This window comes from Pseudomonas sp. JV449 (assembly GCF_032424295.1).
In the GTDB taxonomy this organism is placed as follows: domain Bacteria; phylum Pseudomonadota; class Gammaproteobacteria; order Pseudomonadales; family Pseudomonadaceae; genus Aquipseudomonas; species Aquipseudomonas marginalis.
On record NZ_VYKD01000015.1, the window covers coordinates 346,315 to 367,890 of the forward strand.

The window sequence follows — 21,576 nt, forward strand, 5'->3', positions numbered from 1 at the left end:
ATCGAGGCGGTCATGCGCCCAGTCGATCCCGACAACAGGGCCGATTCAATTGACGGAGCACAGCATGAAGTACACATCATTTGGAAAGACCGGTTTGCAGGTTTCACAGGTGGCGCTCGGCACGGGCAACTTCGGCACAGGCTGGGGTTATGGCGCCGATCCCGACGCCAGCAAAGCTGTGTTCAACGCTTATGCCGAAGCTGGCGGCAACTTCATCGATTCGGCTGACGTCTACCAATTCGGGCAATCCGAAGAACTGCTCGGTACATTGCTGGAAGGGCGGCGTGAGGATTTTGTGCTCGCCACCAAGTTCAGCAGTGGCGCAGTGCAGAATGCGAACCGACTGGTCACCGGCAACAGCCGTAAGGCCATGGTGGCTTCCGTGGAGGCAAGCCTGAAACGGCTCAAAACCGATCGGATTGATATTTACTGGGCGCATCACCCGGATGGCACCACGCCCCTTGAGGAAATCGTCCGAGGCTTCGAGGACCTGGCGCGTGCCGGCAAGATCCTGCACGCGGGCCTGTCGAACTTCCCCGCCTGGCGCCTCGCCCGTGCGGTCACGTTGGCCGAACTGTCCCATGCCGTTCCGATTGCGGCTGCACAATTCGAACATAGCTTGGTGCATCGCGAGCCCGAGGCCGATTTGTTCAAGGCATCGCATGCGCTCGGTCTCGGCATCGTGACGTGGTCGCCCCTGGGGGGCGGTATGTTGACCGGAAAGTACCGGCAAGGTGAAAAGGGGCGTGCTGAAGGGTTCGCAGGGCGTGTGTTCCAGCCGGAGAACTCGGCACAGCGCACGCAGACGCTGGACGCGGTAGTCGCTATAGCGGGTGAACACGGCGTCAGCCCGGGCCAGGTTGCCATTGCTTGGGCAGGCACGCATGGTGCGGTTCCCATTATCGGCCCGCGCTCACTTGGCCAACTTACCGATAACCTTGGAGCGCTGACACTGCAGCTCTCTGCGGAGCAAATTGGTCGACTTGATAGCGTGAGTGACCTGGCGCCGTCGGCAGTAGCCAGGGTACCTGTTGCTTGGGCTGACGGCGCTCCAGAGCGTGTCGTTGCCTGACCTGTGAAGGTGCAATGCGAACGCGCGGTCAATGAGGGTTAAGCCTGGAGTCACTGCGAGGACGAAACAAGCCAAGCTGACGACGCGGGTTTCGGCTATCGGCATGTTCTCGCATCAATCTATGGCTCGTGCTGGGTACGCGGTCAAGTTATGCCGTCGATCAAAATATGCCGTTGTCCCCGACTGCACTGCTCGATCCGCGCCTCAACCTGGTACACCTCGCGCAGCATGCGTTCGGTGATCACCTCATGACTCGCGCCGCTGCCTTGGGCGGTGCCGTCGGCAATCACCAATACCTGGTCGGCAAAGCGCAACGCCTGGTTCAGGTCATGCAGGGCAATAAACACGATGACCTGCTGTTGGCGGGCCAGTGCGCCCATGAAGTTCAACACTTGCACCTGGCGATGCATGTCGAGGGCGCTGGTGGGTTCGTCCATCAGCAGGACTTCCGGTTCGCGCACCAAGGTCTGGGCGATGGACACCAGTTGCTGCTGGCCGCCGCTGAGTTCGCCGAGGTTGCGAAAGGACAAGTCGCTGATGCCAAGGGCCTCGAGCATTTCGTCGACCAGGTTCAACTCGTCATCGTGGACGGTCCATTGCGGCGACAGTTGCTTGCGGGCCAGGAGTACCGATTCGTAGACCGTCAACCGCGCACTGGCATTCAAGCCCTGGGGCATGTAGCAGATGCCCTGCCGGCCCTTTTTCGAGTCCTGCAGGATCACCTGTCCAGGCCCGTCGATCAGCCCGGCCATGCGTTTGAACAAGGTGGACTTGCCCGCCGCATTGGGCCCCACCACCGCGACCACCTGGCCGCCGGTGAACGCGGCGGTGGTAACGCCACGGATGATCGTGCGCTGGCCATAGCGGGCACCCAGGTCTTGCAGCTGAATCTTCACCATGTGTTTTTCTTCCCGCTGAGGATCAGTGATATGAAGAACGGCACGCCGATCAGTGAAGTGACCACCCCGATCGGGAAGATGGCGCCGGGGATCAGGGTTTTGCTCACCACTGAACTGGCGGACAGAATCAGTGCGCCGGTCAGCAGCGAGGCCGGAAGGAAGAAGCGTTGGTCCTCGCCGATCAACATCCGCGCAATATGCGGGCCGACCAGCCCGATAAAGCCGATGGTGCCCACAAAGGCCACGGGGAACGAGGCGAGCAGGCTGACCATGATCAGCGTCTGAAAGCGCAGGCTGCGTACGTTGATCCCGAAGCTGGCGGCCTTGTCGTCCCCCAGTCGCAGTGCGGTCAGGGCCCAGGCGCGCTTGGCAAAGATCGGCAGGGTGATCACGATCACCAGGCAGATCACCCCGAGTTTGGGCCAGGTGGCTTTGGTCAGGCTGCCCATGGTCCAGAACACCACGGCCGCCACGGCTTGCTCGGTGGCGAAAAACTGCACCAGGGCCAATAACGCGTTAAACGTGAAGACCAGGGCAATACCCAATAGCACGATGGTTTCCGCGGTGACCCCGCGACGCATGCTCAGGAAGTGAATCAGCAACGCCGACAGCATGGCCATGATGAACGCGTTGACCGGCACCATGTACTGCGCCGCCAACGGAAACAGCGCCACACCAAACGCCAGCCCCATGGCTGCACCAAAACTGGCGGCGGCGGAAATGCCCAAGGTGAAGGGGCTGGCCAGCGGGTTATTGAGGATGGTCTGCATCTGCGCGCCGGCCAGTGACAACGCTGCACCCACGGCAACGGCCATCAGGGCGATCGGCAGGCGGATGTCCCACATCACCACGCGAACCTGTGCCGGCGCACTGTCCGGCGCAAACAGTGCACCGAGTACTTCATTGAAGCTGTAGCGCGCCGGCCCCAGGGCCAGGTCAAGCAGCACACTGCACAACAGCAGCAAGAGCAGGCCACCGAGGATCAGGCGTTTGCGCAGCACCAGGGCCCGGTAGGTGTCGCGTTGGATCACGGCACTCATGGCTTGAGGCTCACGAAGTAACCCGGCTCATAGGGCACCGGCAGGAATCGCTCGTGCAATTCGCGAAACGAGGCTTCAGGGTCCAGGTCGGTAAACAGTGTCGGATGAAACCACTTGGCCAACTGCTGGATGGCCACGAACTGATAAGGGCTGTTGTAGAACTGGTGCCAGATGGCATGGAACGCCTGGTCATCCTGCGCCTTGATCCCGGCATAGGCCGGGCGTTGGGTATACCAGGCCAGTTTGCGCCGGGCTTGGGCCATGTCGGCACCGGGCCCCACCCCGACCCAGTGGCCACCGGGGGCAAAGGCTTCCCAGTTGGCACTGGTGACCACCACCTGTTCCGGGTTGGCGACGATCACTTGCTCGGGATTCAGCTGGCCAAAGGTGGTGGGAATAACGCCTCTGGCGATGTTATTGCCCCCCGCCATATCGACGAACAGACCGAAGTTTTCATTGCCGAAACTCAGGCAGCAATCGTCGGTGTAGCCACCGATACGCTCGATGAACACGCTGGGGCGCGAAGGGTGTTGCGCGGTGATCACGTCGGTGACGCGGCGGATCTGCTGGTTGCGAAAGTCGATAAACGCTTCGGCACGCGCCTCTTTGCCGAACAACTGGCCGAACAGGCGCATGGTCGGTTCGGTGTTCTGCATCGGGTGGTTGCGAAAGTCGACGTACACCACTGGAATCCCCAGGGCATCGAGCTTTTCGATATAGCGGGCGTCCTCGGTCGCGTGCTGGGCCTCGATATTGAGGATGATCACGTCCGGGCGCTGGGAGATGGCCTGCTCGATATCGAAGGTGCCGTCTTCAAAGCCGCCAAAGGTGGGGATTTTGGCGATGGCGGGAAATTTACGCAGGTAAGCGCCATAGGTGTCCGGGTCGGACTGGATCAGGTCCTTGCGCCAGCCGACGATTCGCTCGATGGGGTTTTGCGTATCCAGCGCGGCAACCAGGTACAACTGACGGCCTTCCCCGAGAATCACCCGCCGGACCGGCAGGTGCACCTTGACCTGGCGCCCGAGCAAATCGGTGACGGTGCTGCGTGGTGCCTGCGGCTCGGCGGCCGTCGACGGCAGAGCCCATCCCAACAAACCCGCAAGCAGCAGCCCGGCGAAGGCGTGGCTGCGTCGAACAATGGTAACCATGGTTAAAGCCTTTGCAGTGGTCGGGCCGGGTGGCGGTGCAGCTTGCCGTGCCGGGCCGAAGGTTTCAGAAATCGACCGTGGTCGACAGTAGAAGGGTGCGTGGCGAGCCTTGAGAGAACGCACCATAGGAAGCGACCCCCGACCAATACTCACGGTCGAACACGTTCTGTACCGTGGCGCGAAAGGTCGTCGGCCGCTGGGCGATGCGCGTGCTGTAGCGCACGCCCATGTCGAAGCGGGTCCAGGGGTCCAACTGCTGGGTGTTGGCCTGGTTCACATATTGGCTGCCGGTGTACAACGCCCCGCTGGTTAGCGTCAGCCCCTCGACCCAGGGCACGTCCCACTCGGCCCAGAGGTTGGCTTGCACCTTCGGCACCCCCACTGGGGTGTTGCCCCGGTTGGCCGCAACCGCGCTTTTGGTCAGTTGCGCATCCAGCAGCGTCACCCCGCCCAGCAGGCGTGTGCCTTGGCCGGCCTCACCGGATACGTTCAGCTCCAGGCCGCGGTTGCGCTGTTCGCCTTGTACCGCAAAGGTGGTACCTGACAGCTCGCCACTGGGTTTGGTGATCTGGAACAGCGCGAGTGTGGACATGACCGTGCCGTAGTCGAGCTTGACCCCCACCTCATGCTGGCGTGAGACGTAGGGGGCAAAGATCTGGCCCGCGTTCGAGGCCGTGGCGGGGGCGATATCGCCTTTGCTCAAGCCTTCCAGGTAGTTGTAGTAGAACGACACATGCTCCCAGGGCCGGACAACTGCGCCGAACAGCGGCGTGGTCCTGCCGTCGTCGTAAGCCGTGGTCACCGTACCCGCCGCGTCGTAGTTGTTGGAGCGGATGGTCTGTTTGCGCAGGCCGGCCGTCACCTGCAGGCGCTGATCGAGCATCGACAAGGTGTCGGCAACGGCGACGCCGGACAATTCGGTCGCCGAGACTTTCGGCGTGGCAGGCGTAGCAATGTCGGCCTCGGGTCGTGAGACAGGGTGGTAAATGTTCGACAGGATCGGCGGGCCGGAAATAATGCCGCGCGACAACTCATCGCGATAGCGCGTGGCTTGCAGCGTGGTGCTGTGGCTGATCGGCCCGGTGTCGAAACGCAGTCGGGCACCGGTGTCGACCGTGTAGCGCCGGACCTTGAATTTGTAATAGCCGGGGATCGACGAGGTGTCGCCGGCGGTGTTGATGATGGTCGGGGTCTGGTCGGAAAGGCGTGCCACGTTCGACTTCCCACCGCCGGCATGGGCAAACAGGGTCAGTGCGTCGCTCACGTCATACTCGCCACCCAGCAATGCCGACTCGTCGCGGGTCTTGGACCAGCCCCACGCCTGGCTGACGTTGGTACGCCCGTTGGCGGCGTGGGGAATCGGCACGCCGGGCGCGATCAGGAAGGGCCGTGACGCCGCGTCGAATTGCTCTTGCTGGTTGATCAGGTCCAGGCTGGTGCGCAGGCGATCGCCCTGGTAATCCAGGGCGATGGCACTGACCCCGACATCCCGCGATTGCTTGTCGATGACAGTGTCACCCTGCTGCACGCGGCCGTTGACGCGCATGCCGAATCGCCGGTCCTCGCCAAACCGCCGACTCAGGTCGATATGGGTGCCCAGTTGTCGGTCCTGGGCATAGGTGGCCGTGACGCGGGTCAGGTCCTCGTCCAGGGCGCGCTTGGGGACCACGTTGATCACGCCACCGACGGCGCTGTTGGGGGACATGCCGTAGAGGAGGGCGCCAGGGCCTTTGACCACTTCGATGCGTTCGGCGTAGTCGGTGAAGACCCGGTAATTGGAGGCCACGCCGTACACACCGTCGAACGCCAGTTCTCCGAGGTTGCCTTCGCCCACCGGAAAGCCGCGGATAAAGAATGAGTCGACGATCCCTCCCGTCTGGCCGGTGGAGCGGACCGAAGAGTCGCGCTCCAGCACGTCGCCCACGGTGGTCGCCTGCTGGTCTTTGATCAATGACGCGGTATAGGTGCTGATGCTGAACGGCGCGTCCATCACATCCGTATTGCCCAGCAGGCCGAGACGCCCGCCCTCGGCCACCTGGCCGCCCGGGTACACCGGCGGCAGGCTATCGGTGTGTTTTTGCGCCGCCTCCACCGTGGTCGCCGACAGCGTCAGCCGGCGCAGTACCAGGGTGTAGCTGCCATCGCTGCGCAACACCATCTCCAGGCCGCTGCCTTCGAGCAAACGCGTGACGGCTTCCTGCGTGGAGTAGGTGCCGTTCAGTTCGGGGCTGATCAGGCCCTCCGTGATCGACGGCTGGAACGACAGGGCAATACCGGCGTCCACGGCAAAGCTTGAGAGCGTCGCGCCGAGCGGGCCGGGGGCAATGTGGTAGGCCTGCACAGCGACTGAGTCCAATTGGGCCGGTGCATCCGCCAACGCCACCGGGCACATGGCTCCGGCCAGCAGCAGGCTGAGCACAACGCCGTGCACCATCGGTTTGAGCGGACGAGCCGGACGCAGGGGCCGTGCTACGAGCATGAAAGGATGACCCATGGACGAGAGGAAAAGGCTGTTCCTGTCTTTGCCAGTCGAGATCGAAAAAAGTATCACCCCGGCCGCCGTTTATTTTTGCGTGAGAGTCAGGCGGGCGACAGGGTGACCCAGTAACCGCGCAAATGACTGTTCGCCAGCACGGGATAAGTGTGCACCAGCATGCTCAAGGTGCGATCGGTATCACTGATCGGAAAGGCCCCGGAAATGCGCAAGTCGGCGATGGCCGGATCACAGCGCAGGAAACCTCGGCGGTAGCGCGTCAGTTCCGCGACGAAATCCGCCAGGCGCATCTTGTCGGCCATCAACATGCCTTGGGTCCATGAACCGATGTAGCGATCGGTCGGCGCCAGGTCACCAAAGGTCTGTGAGGAGAAGTCGGTGCGCTGCCCTGCATTGACGATCAGCGGCGGGGTCTGGCGGTTATCGGCCAATATCACCCGCACCGCGCCGTCGATGACCGCAAGATGGGTGCGGGGGCTGACTTCACGCACGGTAAACCGTGTGCCCAGCGCCTGCATGCTTCCCTGGCGGGTGCTGATCAGGAACGGCCGGGGCAGGGGGGCGGTGTCCACGGCGGTCTGCACCAGGATTTCGCCCTCGCGCAGGTGAATAAGCCGTTGGCGGTCGTCGAATACGACGTCGATGGCGGTGGCGGTGTTCAGGGTGATGCGTGAGCCATCGGCCAGGGTCAGTTCGCGGCGTTGGCCAACGTCGGTGCGATAGTCCGCTGACCATTGCTGCGATTGCGCCAGCTTCCAGCTCCCCCAACCCGCGGGCGCCAGCGCCAGCAGGATCGCCAGCTTGCCCAGTGCTGCACGACGTTCAGGGCTGTCTGGCCGGTCCAGCGCCGACATCGCCAGGGCGGGCGGCAGGCCGCCGAACTTGCTCTGCAGCAATTGCGCACGGGACCAGGCGCGATCCCGCTCCGGGCTGCTGACCTTCCAGCGCTCCCATTCGGCGCGCTCGTGCTCGCTCAGTTCGCGTTCGCTCAAGCGCATCAGCCACTCGGCGGCTTCTTCGAGTACCTGCGGGTCCAGCGGCGGCTCCTTGCGCAGACCGAGCATTCACTCCACCAGCATCAGGCACTGTACGAAGGCCTGTTTCATGTAGCGCTTGACGGTGATCAGCGATACACCCAGTTGCTCGGCGATGTCGTCGTACTTGAGGCCGTTGATCTGCGACAGCAGGAAGGCGCGCTTGACCAGGGGCGCCAGGGTATCGAGCATGGCGTCGATTTCGTGCAGGGTTTCCAGCACCATGAAGTGCGCCTCGGGCGACGGCGCTTCGTGGGTGGGTACGTTCGCCAGCGCATCCAGGTAGGCGCGTTCGAGTGCCTTGCGCTGGTACCAGTTGACCAGGATGCCCTTGGCCACGCAGCTCAGGTACGCCCGTGGCTGGTCAATCACCGTGACTTGTGAGGCGAGGATCCGGGTGAAGGTGTCCTGCGCCAGATCCGCCGCATCCATGGCGTTACCCAGTTTTCTCTTCAGCGTGGCATACAGCCAGCCGTGATGCCCGCTGTACAGGGCCTCGATGGCGCGCAGGTGATTGAGATGATTTGCGGAAGAGATTTCGCTCATGGCGGCAGATTTGTTTGTAATTGAGAAGTATTCCCAATGCTAGTTGACAAACCAGCTTGAGCGCAAGCGCCATCGTGTCCCGTGATCAGGCGTGTGACAGGCGTATCAAGGCGTCAATCAGCAAATCGATTTCAGCTTCGGTGTTGTAAGCGTGAACCGATGCACGGCTGACCTCAAGCAAGCCCCGCTGCTGCATGTCGAGCAGGGTCGAGCCTGCTGTCGAAGTGCTCACGTTGATGCGTTTGGGTTGCGCTGCGAGCCACTGCTGCACCTGTGGGGCGCTGTGGTGGCGATGACTGAAGGTGACGATGCCGGACTTTACAGGGCCCAGGTCCTGCGAGGTGATACCCGCCACGTCGGTCAGTCGATGGCGTAAGTAACCCGCCAGGTGCTGGATGCGCTGCCATATCGGTTCGATACCCTGCGCCAACGCATACTCCGCTGCGGCCCCCAGGCCCAGCTTGGCCGCAACATTGCATTCCCAATTTTCAAAACGTCGCGCATCCGCACGAATTTCAAAGCTGTCTGCCGTGAGCAAGGACGCCGCATGCAGGTCCAGAAAAACCGGCTCCAGGCGTTGGCACAGGGATTGTTCTACGTACAGGAACCCCACGCCCCTCGGCCCGCGCAGGTATTTTCGACTGGTGGCGGCGAGCATATGGCAGCCGATCTTTTGCACATCGATCGGCACCTGGCCCACTCCCTGGCAAGCGTCCAGCAGGAACAACACACCCGCCGCCCGGGCGAGGGCACCGATCTGCTCGACGGGTTGCACAGGCCCGCCGTTGGTGGCGATCATCGGCAGCGATACCAGGGCGACGCGCTCGTCTTCAAGCATGGCCGCCAAGGCTGCGAGGCACACCTGGCCGTGTTCATCGTTGGGGATGATCCGGATCTCGATCCCGCGCTGCTGCCTCAATTGCAGGTATGGGATGTAGTTGCCGGCGTATTCGGTCATGGAGGTCAGCACGGCGTCGCCGGGCTTGAGCGCCAGTGAATAGAAGGCCATGTCCCAGGCTCGGGTGGCGTTTTCGACCACTGCGATTTCAGTGGGGTGCGCATTGATCAGGCGCCCGACGGCGGTGTAGACATTGTCCAGTTCAGGCGCGCATCGGGCGGCCGCTTCATACCCGCCGAGGCGGGCTTCCTGTTGCAGGTGCCCGGTCATGACCTGGACCACCGGCTCAGGCATCAGCGCCGCACCGGCATTATTGAAATGGATCAGATGCTCGACACCCGGTGTATCGGCACGCAGTTGTTCAATGTTCAAACCCTTACTCCTTGTTCAGTCGCTGCCTGCAACGCCATTGGACGGCGCGGACACCGACCAGTACCGCAGCGCGACCATGGGAATCAGCGCCACTGCATAGGCCAGGCACACGAAAAGATAGGTGTATTGCAGGCCGTAGACCTGGCTCAGCAAGCCACCGATGGAGATGCCGGCAATCGAGGCGAACTGCGCAGTGCTTTGGGCAATACCCAGTACGTAGCCTTGTCGCGAGCTGTCGGCGGTTTTCGAGACCAACGCCATCAGCACGGGGGTGGTCGCCCCTAGCAGCACCCCCCAAATGAAGTAGGCGACGATAAATACCACGGCGCTGCGCGTTACGCCCGCCACGGCGGTCAGGGCGATGCAGCCCATGACGACATATGTGATGCGTTGCAGGGTTTCTGCCTGGGAACGATGCTCGAAGTAGCGCGACCATGCCGTTGCCGACAGGATGAAGCCCAGCGCCAGCAACCCGTAGCACAAGCCGACGACGGAGTTGTTGACCTCGAACGTCGAGCTCACATACAGCGAGAACGAGGTCTGCGGCAGCATGCGCGCGAGCAGCAGGATGCCCATGACGCACAGCAGCGACAGCAGCGGAGAGCTGCGCCATACGCTGTCGGTGCCTGCGACCGGCGTGCGGGTGGCCACCGTCGGCTTTTTTGGTACGGGAGGCACATCCGGCAAGGTCACGGCGGCGATGACGGTACAGAGTGCACAGAGCACCGAGGCGACGATGTTGATCCAGAAAAACGTCGCGTAATCGAGGATCAGGCCGCCTACGACCGCACCGAGCAGTGAGCCGACATTGGTCGATATCTGCAGGATCGCGAATAACCGCGCCCGCCGCGACGGCGCTTCGATACTGACCCCGTAAGCCTGCGCCGGGGCTATATAGCCGGCAAAGGCGCCCTGCAGAAAACGCAGGACCAGGATGACCCAGATGTCACTGAAAAAGGCCAGCCCGAGCTGGGTCAGGGACAACCCCGCGAGTGCGCGGATCATCATCAGCTTGTGGCCGTAGCGATCGCCGATACGGCCCCAGAATGCACTGGTCAGCATGATGCCCAGCATCGGCCCGACGTACACGGCGATGCTGGCGAAGCTGAATACCGACTCCGAGGACGCCAGCCCGCGCAGGTGCACGGGCCAGAACGGCCCGCTCATTTCCATCGCGCCCATGGAGACCAGCTGGATCGCGAACAGAAGATAAATGAGGATTCTTACACGCGAACCCTGGATGGCACCTGCTTGGGACATGAGACGGCCTCAGTGATTAAACGGCAGCTAGCGGGTTGGTCAGGGTGTGCTGCAAACGATAGTTGGAATACTGCATCAAATGCATGCGCAGTAACGAACGGGTAGGCCATGGATCCTCGACAAAGGCCTGGCGCTCGACCTCCCACACCTGCGGCGAGACCCGCTCGCGCACGGCGGCAAAGGCGTTTTCGGTTTCCTCGCGCAATATTGCCCACAAACGTGTGTTGTCCATGCCGTACTCCTTGGTCAGCCACAGGGCCATTTCATGCAAGTGGGTGAGGAACGCGGCGTCCAGTACAAACATGCGCACCGGCTCGATATCGCCGCTAAATACCGTAGGCAGAATGCCAGGCTGCACATGCGGCTGTAACGTATAACCGCGTTCTTCCAGCAGGGGGGCGTAGGTTCTGCCATCGCCAAAATCGCGGATCAGCAGGCTGCGCGGCACGCCATCGGGTGAGAACAGCACCATGGTGTTCTGCTGGTGCGCTTCGAGCCCGATACCGTACAGCAGATAGATTGCCACCACGGGGTGGGTGACGACCTTGGCATAGTGGCGAAACCACTGTTCTACGCTGGCGGCGTCGGCACGCACCCCGTCGCGTTCGATCAGGTCGGTAAACAGCGGCCGACCGCTGCCCGGTAAACGGGTGAACAACGAAGCCACCGTGATCGGCAGACGCTCATCGCTGCGTTCGAACGCTTGCCGGCTGGCACGAAACACCACGGACAGGTGTTTTCCCGGTACGTCGTCCTGGGTGATTGCGTGGCGGTAGCGCACGCCGATTTCTTCCGGGAAGATTTCCAGTTGCTGGTCGAAACCGTTTTCGGCTTCCAGGATTTGCGTGATCACTGTGCTGATGCGCGGCCCCATATGGATCGACTTGGCTTGCAGGCTGCGCAACTCGCTGGTCATCCACAACGCGATGGGCAATTTGATCAGCGGTGCAGCGTGGTCCAGGACCGGCATCATCGTGCGGTATGACATGGTCGGCAGCGTCTGAATATCCGGCCCCTCAGTGATCAGCAGGCCTTCTTCGATTTCCGCAGCAAACGTCTTGAGCACATAGGCCTGCAAGTGCCAGGCATGAATCGGCAGGGGCAGCCATTGCGTTTCATCCAGGCCTTTGGCGTTGAGCGCCGCTTTCCATTGCTCCCAGTGTGCCGGGAAATTGCTGGCGAACCAGGCGTGGTAGTTGGTCACGTGAGGCATGCTTTCGCTTTTGGCCATGTCGGCACGCAAGGCGGCTATCCGCAGGGGCACCTGGGCGTTGAACTCCGGAGACAGTTGCTCGACCTCAGCGTCATTCAGCCCGGGGCGGGCTTTCCAGGTCGGGTAGTAGGGGTGGCCTTCCAGCGAGCCCCACTGATCCAGCAAGATCGCGGCGTCCTTGGTGCTTGCATGCCGACGCAGGTAATCGGTGAGGCTGCTGAGGCCCTGGCGTTGAGCGGCCTGCGCCAGGCGCGCGTTCCAGTGTTGGCGGAACTGACGTGCGTGGGCGTCGTTCAGCAGGCTGTTTTCCATATCCGACTTGAGACCGGCCACACCTTCGTCGCTGGGCTCGAAGTCGAAACTGTCTCGCAGTACATCCAGCAGGTCCTGATGGCGGGTGATCACCTGGCGCACGCCTTCGGCCGTCAGTAGCACCACGTCGCCGTCATTGACCAGCGTGTCGGCCGGGCCCAGCGCAATCTCGGAGAAAAACAGCTGCGCGCCGTTCTGCTTGAGCGGGTAGGTGGCCTGCTGGCCGTCGTGGGTAAACGCCAGCGCCGAACGATCCAGGATATTTTCCGCAAACAAGCAACGAATCAGCCGGCGCAGGGCGTTCTTGCGGGAGTAGGCGATCAAGGTGTTGAGGTCATCCATATCAGCTCTCTGCTTGTTGAGTCATTCATTAAAAGGGTTATGCCGTGCGAGGCCATTGGCTCGGGAAGTAATCCAGCGCCGAGTCGCGCAGGCCTTGCATGTAGGCAACGCTCCAGTGCAGGACTTCTTCGATATAGGGCACTTTCAGTTCAAAACGCCTGGCCATTTCCACCAGCAGCACCAGGCCATAGGCGACGTCTTCGTTGAACGCACGGCTCTCACGCTCGATCACATACCCGGCGCGGTTATCACCGGCTGGCACCATGGGCGCGAGGATGTCGTTGTAGGCCTGGTTGGTGCGCAGAATGGACAACATGCTGCTCTGGTCGCGAATCTGATCGCCGTACGCCTCGACGATTTCCTGTTTCAAGGATTTGACGGACGACAGGTCGACGCCCATGCGCGCACTGATGACCGCGCACAGTTCCTGGCTTTCCTGATCCATGCGTTCCAGGAAGTAGGCGCCCAGTTCGGGGCACTCCGTCCACCAGCACAGGCGCTGGGGAAAGATCTTGCGGTGCCATTGCCCGTAGGGGCCGATCAACCCGTAGATCACCGAGCTGTGCATGATCGGGTTACCGGGCGTCAGGGTGATCTCCAGGTAGTGATCGAGCAGCGTGACGCAAGGGCCGTAGAGGCGTGTGAGGATGTCGTGCAAGTGCTGGCGCGACACCTGGGATTCGCGGGCATGGGTCGCGACATATAACTGGCTTTTGCCGCCGCCCATTTTTATCGACCTACCGGGGGTGAGGTCGAAGGCGGTATGAGGTACGTCCTTCATGCCCCAGATCACCAGGTTCGGGTGGTTTGCCAGTGTGGCCTCGGCCAGCCAGTCGAACCCGCAGAAGCCCGGAATCGCACCGATGTACACCGGTTTGCTCGTGCTCAAGTGCGGCGCGATGGCCTGCAGGGTTTTGGCACGGGCATGGGCTGGCACCGTGATGATGACGATGTCGGCGTCTTCGACGGCGGGCCTGGCCTCGGCGGTCACCCGATCCAGCCGGGCGTTCAATGTGGAGCCGTCCGGCAGCAGGGCCTGGAGCGGCACCTGCCGCGTGTGGTGGTCGACGACTTCCAGGTTGCTGGTCAGCAGCGAAACCTGGACGTCAGGCAGTTGCTTGAACAGAATGGCGTTGAGATGACCTGTTCGGCCACCGCCGCAAATGGCGACTTTCAGCGGTTTCATTCAGAGGCGCTCCTTGGTCGAAAGAGGGTCATGCGACGCTCAGTTGCAGCGGGGCGGAGCTGGACTCCTGCCAGTGGTTCTTGCCCAGCCAGGCATCCAACTGCGACGCGACGCCGGGGTCGAGCAAGTCGCGTTCCTCCAGCCACTTATCGTCGAAGACCGTGTGCAGGTATTTTTCGCCGCCATCGGCAATCGGCACTACTACATTGCCGCTCAGTACACCTTTGTGAATCAGCTCCAGGGCCTTGAAAATTGCGCCACCGGTCGAGCCGCCTACCAGCAGGGCGAGGTGGCGGGCGATATAGCGCGAGGTCTCGAAGGCTTGTGAGTCGGTGACCTGCACGCCCAGGTCGATGCAGCTGTAATCGAGCACCAGCCCCACTGTGTCCCCGGCAGGCGTGCCGGTACCGGACTGATAGTACGGATAGCCGGGATGCCCGAAAACGATGGAACCTGCGGGCTCCACCGCCACGGTCACAATGTCGGGGTTGTGCTGTTTAAGGCCTCGGGCAATCCCGGTCATCGACCCGCCGGTACCGACGCAACCGACATACGCGCCGATCACACCTTCGGCCTGAACGATGGTTTCCCGCACAAAGTCGCTGTAGCCGCCGGCGTTGGCCGCGTTGTCGGACTGGTTCATGAACACGGCCCCCGGGATCTGCTCGGCGAGTTCGGCCGCCAGGCGCTGGCGCTCTACCACCGCGACTTCATCTTCACGATAAGTTCCCGCGACAAACCGAATATCGGCGCCCAGTGCCTTCATCACCGCGATCTTGTCCTGCGCCGCGTGATGGTCGACCACGGCGATAAATTGCAGGCCGAATTCGACGGCGGCCATGGCCAGGCCGATGCCGGTATTGCCCGACGACGACTCAACCACCACGCCACCTGGTTTCAAGCGTCCGGACTTGAGCGCGGCGAGTACCATGTTGCGCGCCATGCGGTCCTTGATACTGCCGCCGGGATTGTTTTTCTCTATCTTTAATAACAGCCGGGCATCAGTGCCCGGAATATAAATACCCAACATAGGCGTATTGCCGATCAGCTCGGAAACTTTAGTCAGTATCATATGAAGTACTTCCTTTAGTCGTCAGGTGAAAACGCGTAGTTACCGTACGTGCAACAGGTCGCCACCATTCGCCGGGGCAGGGGGTGACGATGGAACTCATTCTCCAGTAAGTCCATTTGATAGCCGGCGGTGTTGGCATAAATTAATAAGTCGCCGGCCTTGGGGGAAGTCGTGAAGTTGATCAGGCGGTGGGTGATGACGTCATCATCCAGGCAACTATGCCCGGCAATATAGGCTTGCATTGGTGTGGCGGATGTTGGCGCTGAGCTGATTAAAATCGGGTCGACCAGATATTCCGACGCGAACCATGTTTCGCAGGCACTGAAGCTGCTGCCTTCGACAAATAACACCGTTTTGTTATTGGCCAGTTTTTTGCTGCGTGTAATGCGAAATACCGAAATTGCCGCTTGGTCCACCAGACTTCGGCCCGGCTCCAATGCCAGGGTTATGCTGTTGGCTTTCAAGTACTGGGCAATGTTTTGTCGCGGCGAGAAGGCACTTTCCAGAAACAACGTTAACCATTGGCTCGCCGTCAAGTTGCTGCCGTAAGGATAATAAGACTTGGGTACTGACTGGTTGTAATAGTGATTGGGCGTATTGTCGTTTTGTAGAAAGCGCTCGTAGGCGTGTGGCTCGACATAGCGGATGGGCAAACCTCCGCCGATATCGATCATGGTCGGAGCCAACCCCATCGTCCGAGCCACATCGACGAAATCGGTCACTTCACGAAAGGCCTGTGCTCGAGATTCGAACCCATAGCCACCGAGGTGGAAATGGAAACCCTCGAAGTCAAAAAATGCCCTGAGTCCGGTCAGTAAGTGCAAGCACACCAGCAGGTCCGCGGCCCCCATTCCGAAGCGGCTGGTCCCACAGGCTTTAGGCCTGTAACGCAGTAAAACCCTGGCCTTTATGGCCTCGCTGCTGGCTTCGACCAGTGTTTTCAAATGGTCGAACTCTTCCAGCGAATCCACGCAGATCAGTGCACCGGCATGGACCAGCGCCCGATGAAAATCTTCGGTTTTGGCCGGGCCGGTGGCACACAACTGAGCGGCCGGCACACCGGCGCGCAGTGCTGCTTGCATCTCGTAAATGCTGGAAACGTCGACGCCGATACCGGACGCCTTGGCCGCGCCGAGTAAACATTGTGACTTGTTGGCTTTGGCGCCATAGAAGATCGCATGTCGGACTTCATGCTGTTCCAGCACGGATTGCAATGCGCCGGTGTTCAGTGCAAAGGCGTGTGGCCATACAAGATTCAGGGGGGAGCCGTGTTGCGCAACGAGTTCAAGCAGTTTGTCGGGTTGGCTATGTAACAGCTGTGCGATACATGCGTCCAATAATGGATTAAGCATTTTCGAAAGATGAACTTCAGTGCGCGCTTCATTGAGGCGCGTTATTGCAATAGACATAACTATCCCCTGGCGCTTATAGCGTCGTCATTCATATTTAAATCTCTGGAAGAGATCGATGAATGTGGTCTTGTCGTTCGTCGTGTTTTTAACGCTTATGCGTTTGGCGGTGGATGCCACACGAATCCTGCAGGCGAAACTGTGGCTTTGATGGTAATAACCGGTTCATAAAACAATTGCATAAGAACCCCATTCCATAAGGTTTATACGGGTGTAGCTATCGGCCACTAACTGCCGTTTTTCTTGATCTGACTCACCGCTGAGTGATGGTTAAATGATGTCGCGAGGCCATACTTTCGGTGAGCGTTAAGACTTGCCTAGGATCATGAAAAGTTTCTCTTGGCGGCGTGAACAATATTGCTACCGAGAACGATTATCAAGTAAGGTTTTCAAATATTTCTAATTGATCCCGGCCGAACAGCGTTGCGCGAACGTGTATTTGCACGCTCTTGCGGGCGTTCGTACCAAGTTTGAAAGCGTTGTTAATTCATTGATCAATAAGGGGTTAAACGTTGATCGGCGAGGGCGCTGACAGAGGCGCAATTCAGCCGCCCCGAGGCCCCTGAAAATTTTGCAAAAACCACGACTGATGCACGCCAAGGAGAACTGCTATGAACACTGATCGTCCGATCACGACTGCCCTGCTTCCCATCAGCTACCTGTTCGTTCCGGGGAACCGTCCGGAGCGCTTTGCCAAAGCGGCTGAGGCCGGAGCGGATGCAATCATCCTGGACCTTGAGGATGCGGTTCATCCCGATAGCAAAGCCGCTGCTCGAGCTGCCATCTGGACGTGGCAGGAGAGTGCGCCAAGTGTGGCGTGCCAGCGGTTTATCCGGCTCAACAGCGTCGGCAGCGCGTTGTTCCGCCAGGACCTGACGTGGTTGGGCGACATGCGTTACCCCGAGCGTTGCACCGGGGTATTCCTGCCCAAGGCCGAGGCGCCGCAAGCGTTGGCGCGGGTGGTCGAGCAGTTGCTGGCGTGGCAACCCCAATTGCACGTTGTCGCGATCATCGAGACGGCCAGAGGCTTGCAGCAGGTGGAGGCGATTGCTGCGGTTCCCGGCCTGTCACGCCTGGCCTTTGGCTCGCTGGATTTTTCCCTGGATATCAATTGCGGCCAGGTGCCTGAGGCGTTTGTGTACGCACGCAACCGCATCGTGCTGGCCTCTCGCACTGCAGGTTTGCCGGCGCCGATCGACGGAGTCACACCGGCGATCAACGACCTGGCGGTGGTCGCCCAGGACTCGCTCTACGCTCGCTCCCTCGGGTTCGGGGCCAAGCTGTGCATCCATCCCGCGCAGTTGGCGACGGTGCAGCGCGCATTTCTACCCGATGCGCAGCAATTGGCCTGGGCGGGTCGGGTGATGAGTGCCGTGGCCGGGGGCAGCCATGCGGTGCAAGTTGACGGCGAAATGGTCGACCTGCCGCTGATCGAACAGGCGCAACGCCTGTTGGACATGGCCCGCCGACACGCAGCGGTCGCCAAGACCGGAGCTTGCTGAACATGCTGCCAGGACAGGAAGGGGCCATTGCGCAGACCTATCAGATTGCGCTGCGACCGGTGTGCGAAGTGCTGCAATCGGAACAGGTGGACCCGGCGAATGTGCAGTGGCTATGCGACTCGATTATCCGCGCAGGGCATTGGCTGGAACCGATCATTGTCGAGCGCTCGCAAGGCATCGTGATGGACGGTAACCATCGCCTGAATGCAGCGTTGCAGTTGGGTCTGTGTCGGGTGCCGTGCATCCAGCTCGACTACGCGGACCCACGGGTGTGCGTACGGCACTGGCACACGGGGCACGCGTTCGAGGTCGCGCGGATTTTCAACACCATCGCCCGCGGCGAGATCTTTCCGTACAAGACCACACGGCATGTGTTTGATCCGGCGCTACCGGTCATCGCGATCCCGCTGGATCGCCTGTACGAGTGAGCCATGCAAAAAAATCAGGTGGGTGGGTGATACTTTTTCGCACGTCGGCTGGCATTAGGAGTGATTCCCATTTTCTCTCGTTGAAAGGATCCTCTCGTCATGCCTGTTGCCAGTCGGCCCTGCGGTGAACGCGCGTTAACCCTCGCTATTCGAACCGCCCTGTTGAATTTCGTCATGGTCGCAGCGGGCGCCAATGCCTGGGCTGAGACACCAACGCCTGCCGCCACGGATGACAGCACGCCCAGCCTGACCCTCGACACCACCACGATCGACGGCCGCTACAACGGCCCGACGGCGTTGCCCGAAGTCCTCCCCGGTGGACAGGTGGCGCGCGGCGCGCGGCTGGGCATGATGGGCAACAAAGACGTGATGGACACGCCGTTCAGCGTCACCAGCTACACCGCCAAAACCCTCGCCGACCTGCAAACCGTTACCGTTGCCGATGCCCTGGAACGCGACCCCTCGGTGCGCTCGACCGGCCAGACCGGCGGTATCGTCGATTCGTTTTTCATTCGCGGTTTCGCCATCGGCGAAGGCAACCTGGGTGAGCTGGCCTACGACGGTGTGTATGGCGTAGCCCCCAATTACCGGGTCTTTACCGAGTATGCCGAGCGTGTCGAAGTGCTCAAGGGACCGGGTGCCTTGATGTATGGCATCTCGCCCAACAGTGGCGTGGGTGGGGTCATCAACATCGTTCCCAAACGGCCGCTGGAGGAAGACCTGACCCGGTTCACCGGTAGCTACGCGTCAGATTCCCAGGCGGGCGGGCACCTGGATATCAGTCGGCGTTTTGGTGAGGAAAACCAGTTCGGCGTGCGCTTTAACGGCAGCCTGCAGGGCGGCGACACGGCGGTGAACGACCAGCATCGCGACGTAGGGATCGGTGCGATTGCCCTGGATTATCGTGGCGAGCGGCTGCGCCTGAACCTGGACTACATCAGCCAGAAAGAAAGCTTCGACGGTGCCTCACGCCCGTTCACCATCGCGCCGGGCGTTGACGTGCCATCCGCCCCCAATGGCCGCACCAGTCTGCCGCAAAAGTGGGGTTGGTCGGATACCAAGGAACAGTCCGCATTGCTCGGCGGTGAATATGATCTGAGCGACAACCTCACGGTGTTCGCCCATGCAGGGGGCGGCAAGTCGGATGTGAAACGCATGTCCGACCAAGTGCCGCGCATCCTCAATGACGCGGGTGACACCAGCAACGTCCCGGGCTATTACAAGTTCAACGTCGACCGTTCTACCGCCGATGTGGGGATGCGCGGGCTCTTCGCCACCGGCCCTGTAACCCATACCACCACGCTGATGGCGACCCGTTACCAGGATGAGCTGTCGCGGGGCATCAACAACGGCACCACAATCCTCTCCAATATCTACCACCCGGTGGACACGCCCAAGCAATACATCAACACGCCCAAGGTGCTGCGAATCTCCGAGTCGGAGTTGTCCGGCGTGGCATTGACCGACACCTTGGGGATGCTGGATGACCGTTTCCAACTGACCCTGGGCGTACGCCGGCAGTTTATCGAGTCGCGTAACTACAATGCCGCCGGCACCGTCAGCTCGCGTTACAGCGCCAACGCCACCACGCCGTTGCTGGGTGTGGTGGTCAAGCCTTGGGAGGACGTCTCCCTCTACTACAACTACGTCGAAGGGCTGAGCAAAGGCGATGCGGCACCGGGCACGGCGAGCAACGCCGGGGAAACCTTTGCGCCGTATGAGTCCAAGCAGCACGAACTGGGGGTGAAGTATGAACACGGCACCTTCATGACCACACTGGCGCTGTTTCAGATCGAGAAACCTGCCGGCGAACTGGGCGCCAATGGCGTGTATTCGGTGCAGGCCGAACAGCGCAACCGTGGCCTGGAACTCAGCGTGTTCGGCGAAGTGGCCACCGGCACCCGTTTGATGGGGGGCGTGACCTTCCTTGATGGCGAGCTGACCAAGTCGGCGACTGCCGCTAACCAGGGCAACAAGCCGGTCGGCGTGCCCGATATCCAGGCCAACCTGTGGGCGGAATACGACACCCCCTGGCTGGAAGGTTTCACCCTCACGGGTGGTGCGATCTACACCGACAGCCAATACGTCAACCAGGCCAACACCCAGGAACTCGACGCCTGGACCCGCATTGACGCCGGTGCGCGTTACGCCACCAAGATAGAAGGGCGGCCGACGACATTCCGCGCCACGGTACAGAACGTGTTCGACCGTGAGTACTGGTCCGGCGTGGCCTCTTATGGTGCGTTTTCCCCGGGGTATCCGCGTACCTTGCAACTATCGGCGACCGTCGATTTTTGACGGGCGCCGGTATGGAGCAATCATGCACCAGCAATAAGCTTAAGCCTTGCTGGCCACCCGATCGTCACTGACCCGAATTCGCCATTGCTCAACGGTGCGCAGGGGTTTACAGCCCTTGCGCTCTTTGTTGGCGTGGCTGCTCGGCGGCGTCACGGTGTCCTGCGATCATTGCCCTTTGAGCGCGATTGCCACTGCTGCTGAAAGTGAAGTCGTGGCCCTGCCGATCAGCGTCGAAAGCTGATGGCTATCATCGAAAAGTGCGCCTTGGGATGCGTTGACATCGTAGCCAGCCAGGGCCTGTGCGAGTGGCTCCGGGAGGCCGAAATTGATTAACGCAGAGGCGTAGTCAGTTTCAGGCAAGTTCTTGTAGGGAATGTTCCTACCCGTTTGCCGAGAAACCTCGGCTGCGAGTTCCGATAACGTCCAGGCGCTGTCACCCGCCAACTCGTAGACCTTCCCCTCTTGATCGTCGCGGGTCAGCACGACGGCAGCGGCCTGGGCAAAATCTTCCCGTGTCGCCGCGGCAATCTTTCCATCACCTGCACTGCCGATAAATTCACCGGCCGATAACGCGCCAGCGATAAAGCCGGTGTAGTTCTCGGTATACCAACCATGACGCAATATCGTGAATGCCAACCCCGATGCTGTGAGCTCGGCTTCCGTTTGTCGATGCTCCTCGGCGAGGCTCAATGAAGAGGTATCCGCGTGCAGTACACTGGTATAAACGACGCGACTCACACCGGCCTGCCTTGCAGCGTTGATGACATTTCGATGCTGTGAGAGTCGCTTACCTATTTCGCTTGAGGAAATGAGTAGAAGCGTGTCGACTCCGCTGAGCGCCGCGACCAGGGTTTGCGGATTGTCATAGTCGGCAACACGTGCCTCCACGCCTAGATCACTCGCCTTGTCAGGGCTGCGCACCAGCGCGACCAGGTTGGACGCGGGTACTTTTTGCTTGAGTTGCTGGACAACGAGGCGGCCAAGTTGGCCGGTGGCTCCGGTGACGGCGATCATGAGGGGTTCCTTTTACAAAAAGTGATAGAACAGG

The 21,576-nt window shown here is 60.9% G+C and carries 17 protein-coding genes; 4 read left to right on the forward strand and 13 right to left on the reverse strand.

Annotation, left to right across the window (positions count from 1 at the left end; translation table 11 throughout):
- Window positions 1–64: 64 nt before the first annotated feature.
- Window positions 65–1,072: an aldo/keto reductase gene (locus F6S08_RS15435; protein WP_315871837.1), complete on the forward strand. Its 1,008-nt coding sequence runs from the start codon at window positions 65–67 to the stop codon at window positions 1,070–1,072.
- Between the two features lie 143 nt (window positions 1,073–1,215).
- Here F6S08_RS15435 and F6S08_RS15440 read toward each other — a convergent pair whose 3' ends face one another.
- The 12 genes from F6S08_RS15440 to F6S08_RS15495 form a co-directional block, all read right to left on the reverse strand.
- Window positions 1,216–1,971, reverse strand: a complete 756-nt coding sequence (locus F6S08_RS15440; protein ID WP_065926091.1) for an ABC transporter ATP-binding protein — start codon at window positions 1,969–1,971, stop codon at window positions 1,216–1,218.
- The gene (locus F6S08_RS15445; protein WP_065926092.1) at window positions 1,965–3,011 is read right to left on the reverse strand and encodes a FecCD family ABC transporter permease; all 1,047 of its coding nucleotides are present in this window, start codon (window positions 3,009–3,011) and stop codon (window positions 1,965–1,967) included. Before F6S08_RS15445 ends, F6S08_RS15440 begins: the two co-directional genes overlap by 7 nt.
- Window positions 3,008–4,162, reverse strand: coding sequence for an ABC transporter substrate-binding protein (locus tag F6S08_RS15450; protein ID WP_074845733.1), 1,155 nt, complete (start codon window positions 4,160–4,162; stop codon window positions 3,008–3,010). Before F6S08_RS15450 ends, F6S08_RS15445 begins: the two co-directional genes overlap by 4 nt.
- Before the next feature lie 64 nt (window positions 4,163–4,226).
- Complete coding sequence (locus tag F6S08_RS15455; protein ID WP_315871838.1) at window positions 4,227–6,641, reverse strand: TonB-dependent receptor; 2,415 nt, start codon at window positions 6,639–6,641, stop codon at window positions 4,227–4,229.
- Window positions 6,642–6,742: 101 nt separating this feature from the next.
- Window positions 6,743–7,720: a FecR domain-containing protein gene (locus F6S08_RS15460; RefSeq protein ID WP_065939571.1), complete on the reverse strand. Its 978-nt coding sequence runs from the start codon at window positions 7,718–7,720 to the stop codon at window positions 6,743–6,745.
- Window positions 7,721–8,236, reverse strand: coding sequence for a sigma-70 family RNA polymerase sigma factor (locus F6S08_RS15465; protein ID WP_065926096.1), 516 nt, complete (start codon window positions 8,234–8,236; stop codon window positions 7,721–7,723).
- A gap of 85 nt (window positions 8,237–8,321) precedes the next feature.
- Window positions 8,322–9,506: an aminotransferase class V-fold PLP-dependent enzyme gene (locus F6S08_RS15470; RefSeq protein WP_065926097.1), complete on the reverse strand. Its 1,185-nt coding sequence runs from the start codon at window positions 9,504–9,506 to the stop codon at window positions 8,322–8,324.
- 15 nt (window positions 9,507–9,521) lie between these two features.
- The gene (locus F6S08_RS15475; RefSeq protein WP_065926098.1) at window positions 9,522–10,766 is read right to left on the reverse strand and encodes an MFS transporter; all 1,245 of its coding nucleotides are present in this window, start codon (window positions 10,764–10,766) and stop codon (window positions 9,522–9,524) included.
- 16 nt (window positions 10,767–10,782) lie between these two features.
- Window positions 10,783–12,633, reverse strand: coding sequence for an IucA/IucC family protein (locus F6S08_RS15480; protein WP_065926099.1), 1,851 nt, complete (start codon window positions 12,631–12,633; stop codon window positions 10,783–10,785).
- Between the two features lie 37 nt (window positions 12,634–12,670).
- Window positions 12,671–13,819, reverse strand: coding sequence for an NAD/NADP-dependent octopine/nopaline dehydrogenase family protein (locus F6S08_RS15485; protein WP_065926100.1), 1,149 nt, complete (start codon window positions 13,817–13,819; stop codon window positions 12,671–12,673).
- A 28-nt stretch (window positions 13,820–13,847) separates the two neighbouring features.
- Window positions 13,848–14,891 carry a PLP-dependent cysteine synthase family protein gene (locus F6S08_RS15490; protein ID WP_065939576.1) on the reverse strand — a complete coding sequence of 348 codons (1,044 nt, stop codon included), beginning with the start codon at window positions 14,889–14,891 and terminating at the stop codon, window positions 13,848–13,850.
- A 14-nt stretch (window positions 14,892–14,905) separates the two neighbouring features.
- A complete protein-coding gene (locus tag F6S08_RS15495) occupies window positions 14,906–16,300 on the reverse strand; it encodes a Y4yA family PLP-dependent enzyme (protein WP_065947796.1) in 1,395 nt (464 codons plus the stop codon).
- A gap of 611 nt (window positions 16,301–16,911) precedes the next feature.
- On the opposite strand from F6S08_RS15495, the gene F6S08_RS15500 reads away from it, so the two are divergent.
- The 3 genes from F6S08_RS15500 (at window position 16,912) to F6S08_RS15510 (ending at window position 20,528) form a co-directional block, all read left to right on the forward strand.
- Window positions 16,912–17,802 carry an HpcH/HpaI aldolase/citrate lyase family protein gene (locus tag F6S08_RS15500; protein WP_065947795.1) on the forward strand — a complete coding sequence of 297 codons (891 nt, stop codon included), beginning with the start codon at window positions 16,912–16,914 and terminating at the stop codon, window positions 17,800–17,802.
- Window positions 17,803–17,804: 2 nt separating this feature from the next.
- Window positions 17,805–18,230 (forward strand): ParB N-terminal domain-containing protein, encoded by a 426-nt coding sequence (locus F6S08_RS15505; RefSeq protein WP_065926104.1) that lies wholly within the window; start codon window positions 17,805–17,807, stop codon window positions 18,228–18,230.
- 99 nt (window positions 18,231–18,329) lie between these two features.
- Window positions 18,330–20,528: a TonB-dependent receptor gene (locus F6S08_RS15510; protein WP_074845749.1), complete on the forward strand. Its 2,199-nt coding sequence runs from the start codon at window positions 18,330–18,332 to the stop codon at window positions 20,526–20,528.
- 165 nt (window positions 20,529–20,693) lie between these two features.
- Here the strand turns inward: F6S08_RS15510 and F6S08_RS15515 are convergent, their stop codons facing one another.
- Window positions 20,694–21,542 (reverse strand): SDR family oxidoreductase, encoded by an 849-nt coding sequence (locus F6S08_RS15515; protein WP_315871839.1) that lies wholly within the window; start codon window positions 21,540–21,542, stop codon window positions 20,694–20,696.
- Window positions 21,543–21,576: the final 34 nt, after the last annotated feature.

Coding starts and splice junctions, on each gene's coding strand:
- F6S08_RS15435 (WP_315871837.1), top strand. CDS start 65: ATGAAGTACACATCATTTGGAAAGACCGGTTTGCAGGTTTCACAGGTG.
- F6S08_RS15440 (WP_065926091.1), bottom strand. CDS start 1,971: ATGGTGAAGATTCAGCTGCAAGACCTGGGTGCCCGCTATGGCCAGCGC.
- F6S08_RS15445 (WP_065926092.1), bottom strand. CDS start 3,011: ATGAGTGCCGTGATCCAACGCGACACCTACCGGGCCCTGGTGCTGCGC.
- F6S08_RS15450 (WP_074845733.1), bottom strand. CDS start 4,162: ATGGTTACCATTGTTCGACGCAGCCACGCCTTCGCCGGGCTGCTGCTT.
- F6S08_RS15455 (WP_315871838.1), bottom strand. CDS start 6,641: ATGCTCGTAGCACGGCCCCTGCGTCCGGCTCGTCCGCTCAAACCGATG.
- F6S08_RS15460 (WP_065939571.1), bottom strand. CDS start 7,720: ATGCTCGGTCTGCGCAAGGAGCCGCCGCTGGACCCGCAGGTACTCGAA.
- F6S08_RS15465 (WP_065926096.1), bottom strand. CDS start 8,236: ATGAGCGAAATCTCTTCCGCAAATCATCTCAATCACCTGCGCGCCATC.
- F6S08_RS15475 (WP_065926098.1), bottom strand. CDS start 10,766: ATGTCCCAAGCAGGTGCCATCCAGGGTTCGCGTGTAAGAATCCTCATT.
- F6S08_RS15480 (WP_065926099.1), bottom strand. CDS start 12,633: ATGGATGACCTCAACACCTTGATCGCCTACTCCCGCAAGAACGCCCTG.
- F6S08_RS15485 (WP_065926100.1), bottom strand. CDS start 13,819: ATGAAACCGCTGAAAGTCGCCATTTGCGGCGGTGGCCGAACAGGTCAT.
- F6S08_RS15490 (WP_065939576.1), bottom strand. CDS start 14,891: ATGATACTGACTAAAGTTTCCGAGCTGATCGGCAATACGCCTATGTTG.
- F6S08_RS15495 (WP_065947796.1), bottom strand. CDS start 16,300: ATGTCTATTGCAATAACGCGCCTCAATGAAGCGCGCACTGAAGTTCAT.
- F6S08_RS15500 (WP_065947795.1), top strand. CDS start 16,912: ATGAACACTGATCGTCCGATCACGACTGCCCTGCTTCCCATCAGCTAC.
- F6S08_RS15505 (WP_065926104.1), top strand. CDS start 17,805: ATGCTGCCAGGACAGGAAGGGGCCATTGCGCAGACCTATCAGATTGCG.
- F6S08_RS15510 (WP_074845749.1), top strand. CDS start 18,330: ATGCCTGTTGCCAGTCGGCCCTGCGGTGAACGCGCGTTAACCCTCGCT.
- F6S08_RS15515 (WP_315871839.1), bottom strand. CDS start 21,542: ATGATCGCCGTCACCGGAGCCACCGGCCAACTTGGCCGCCTCGTTGTC.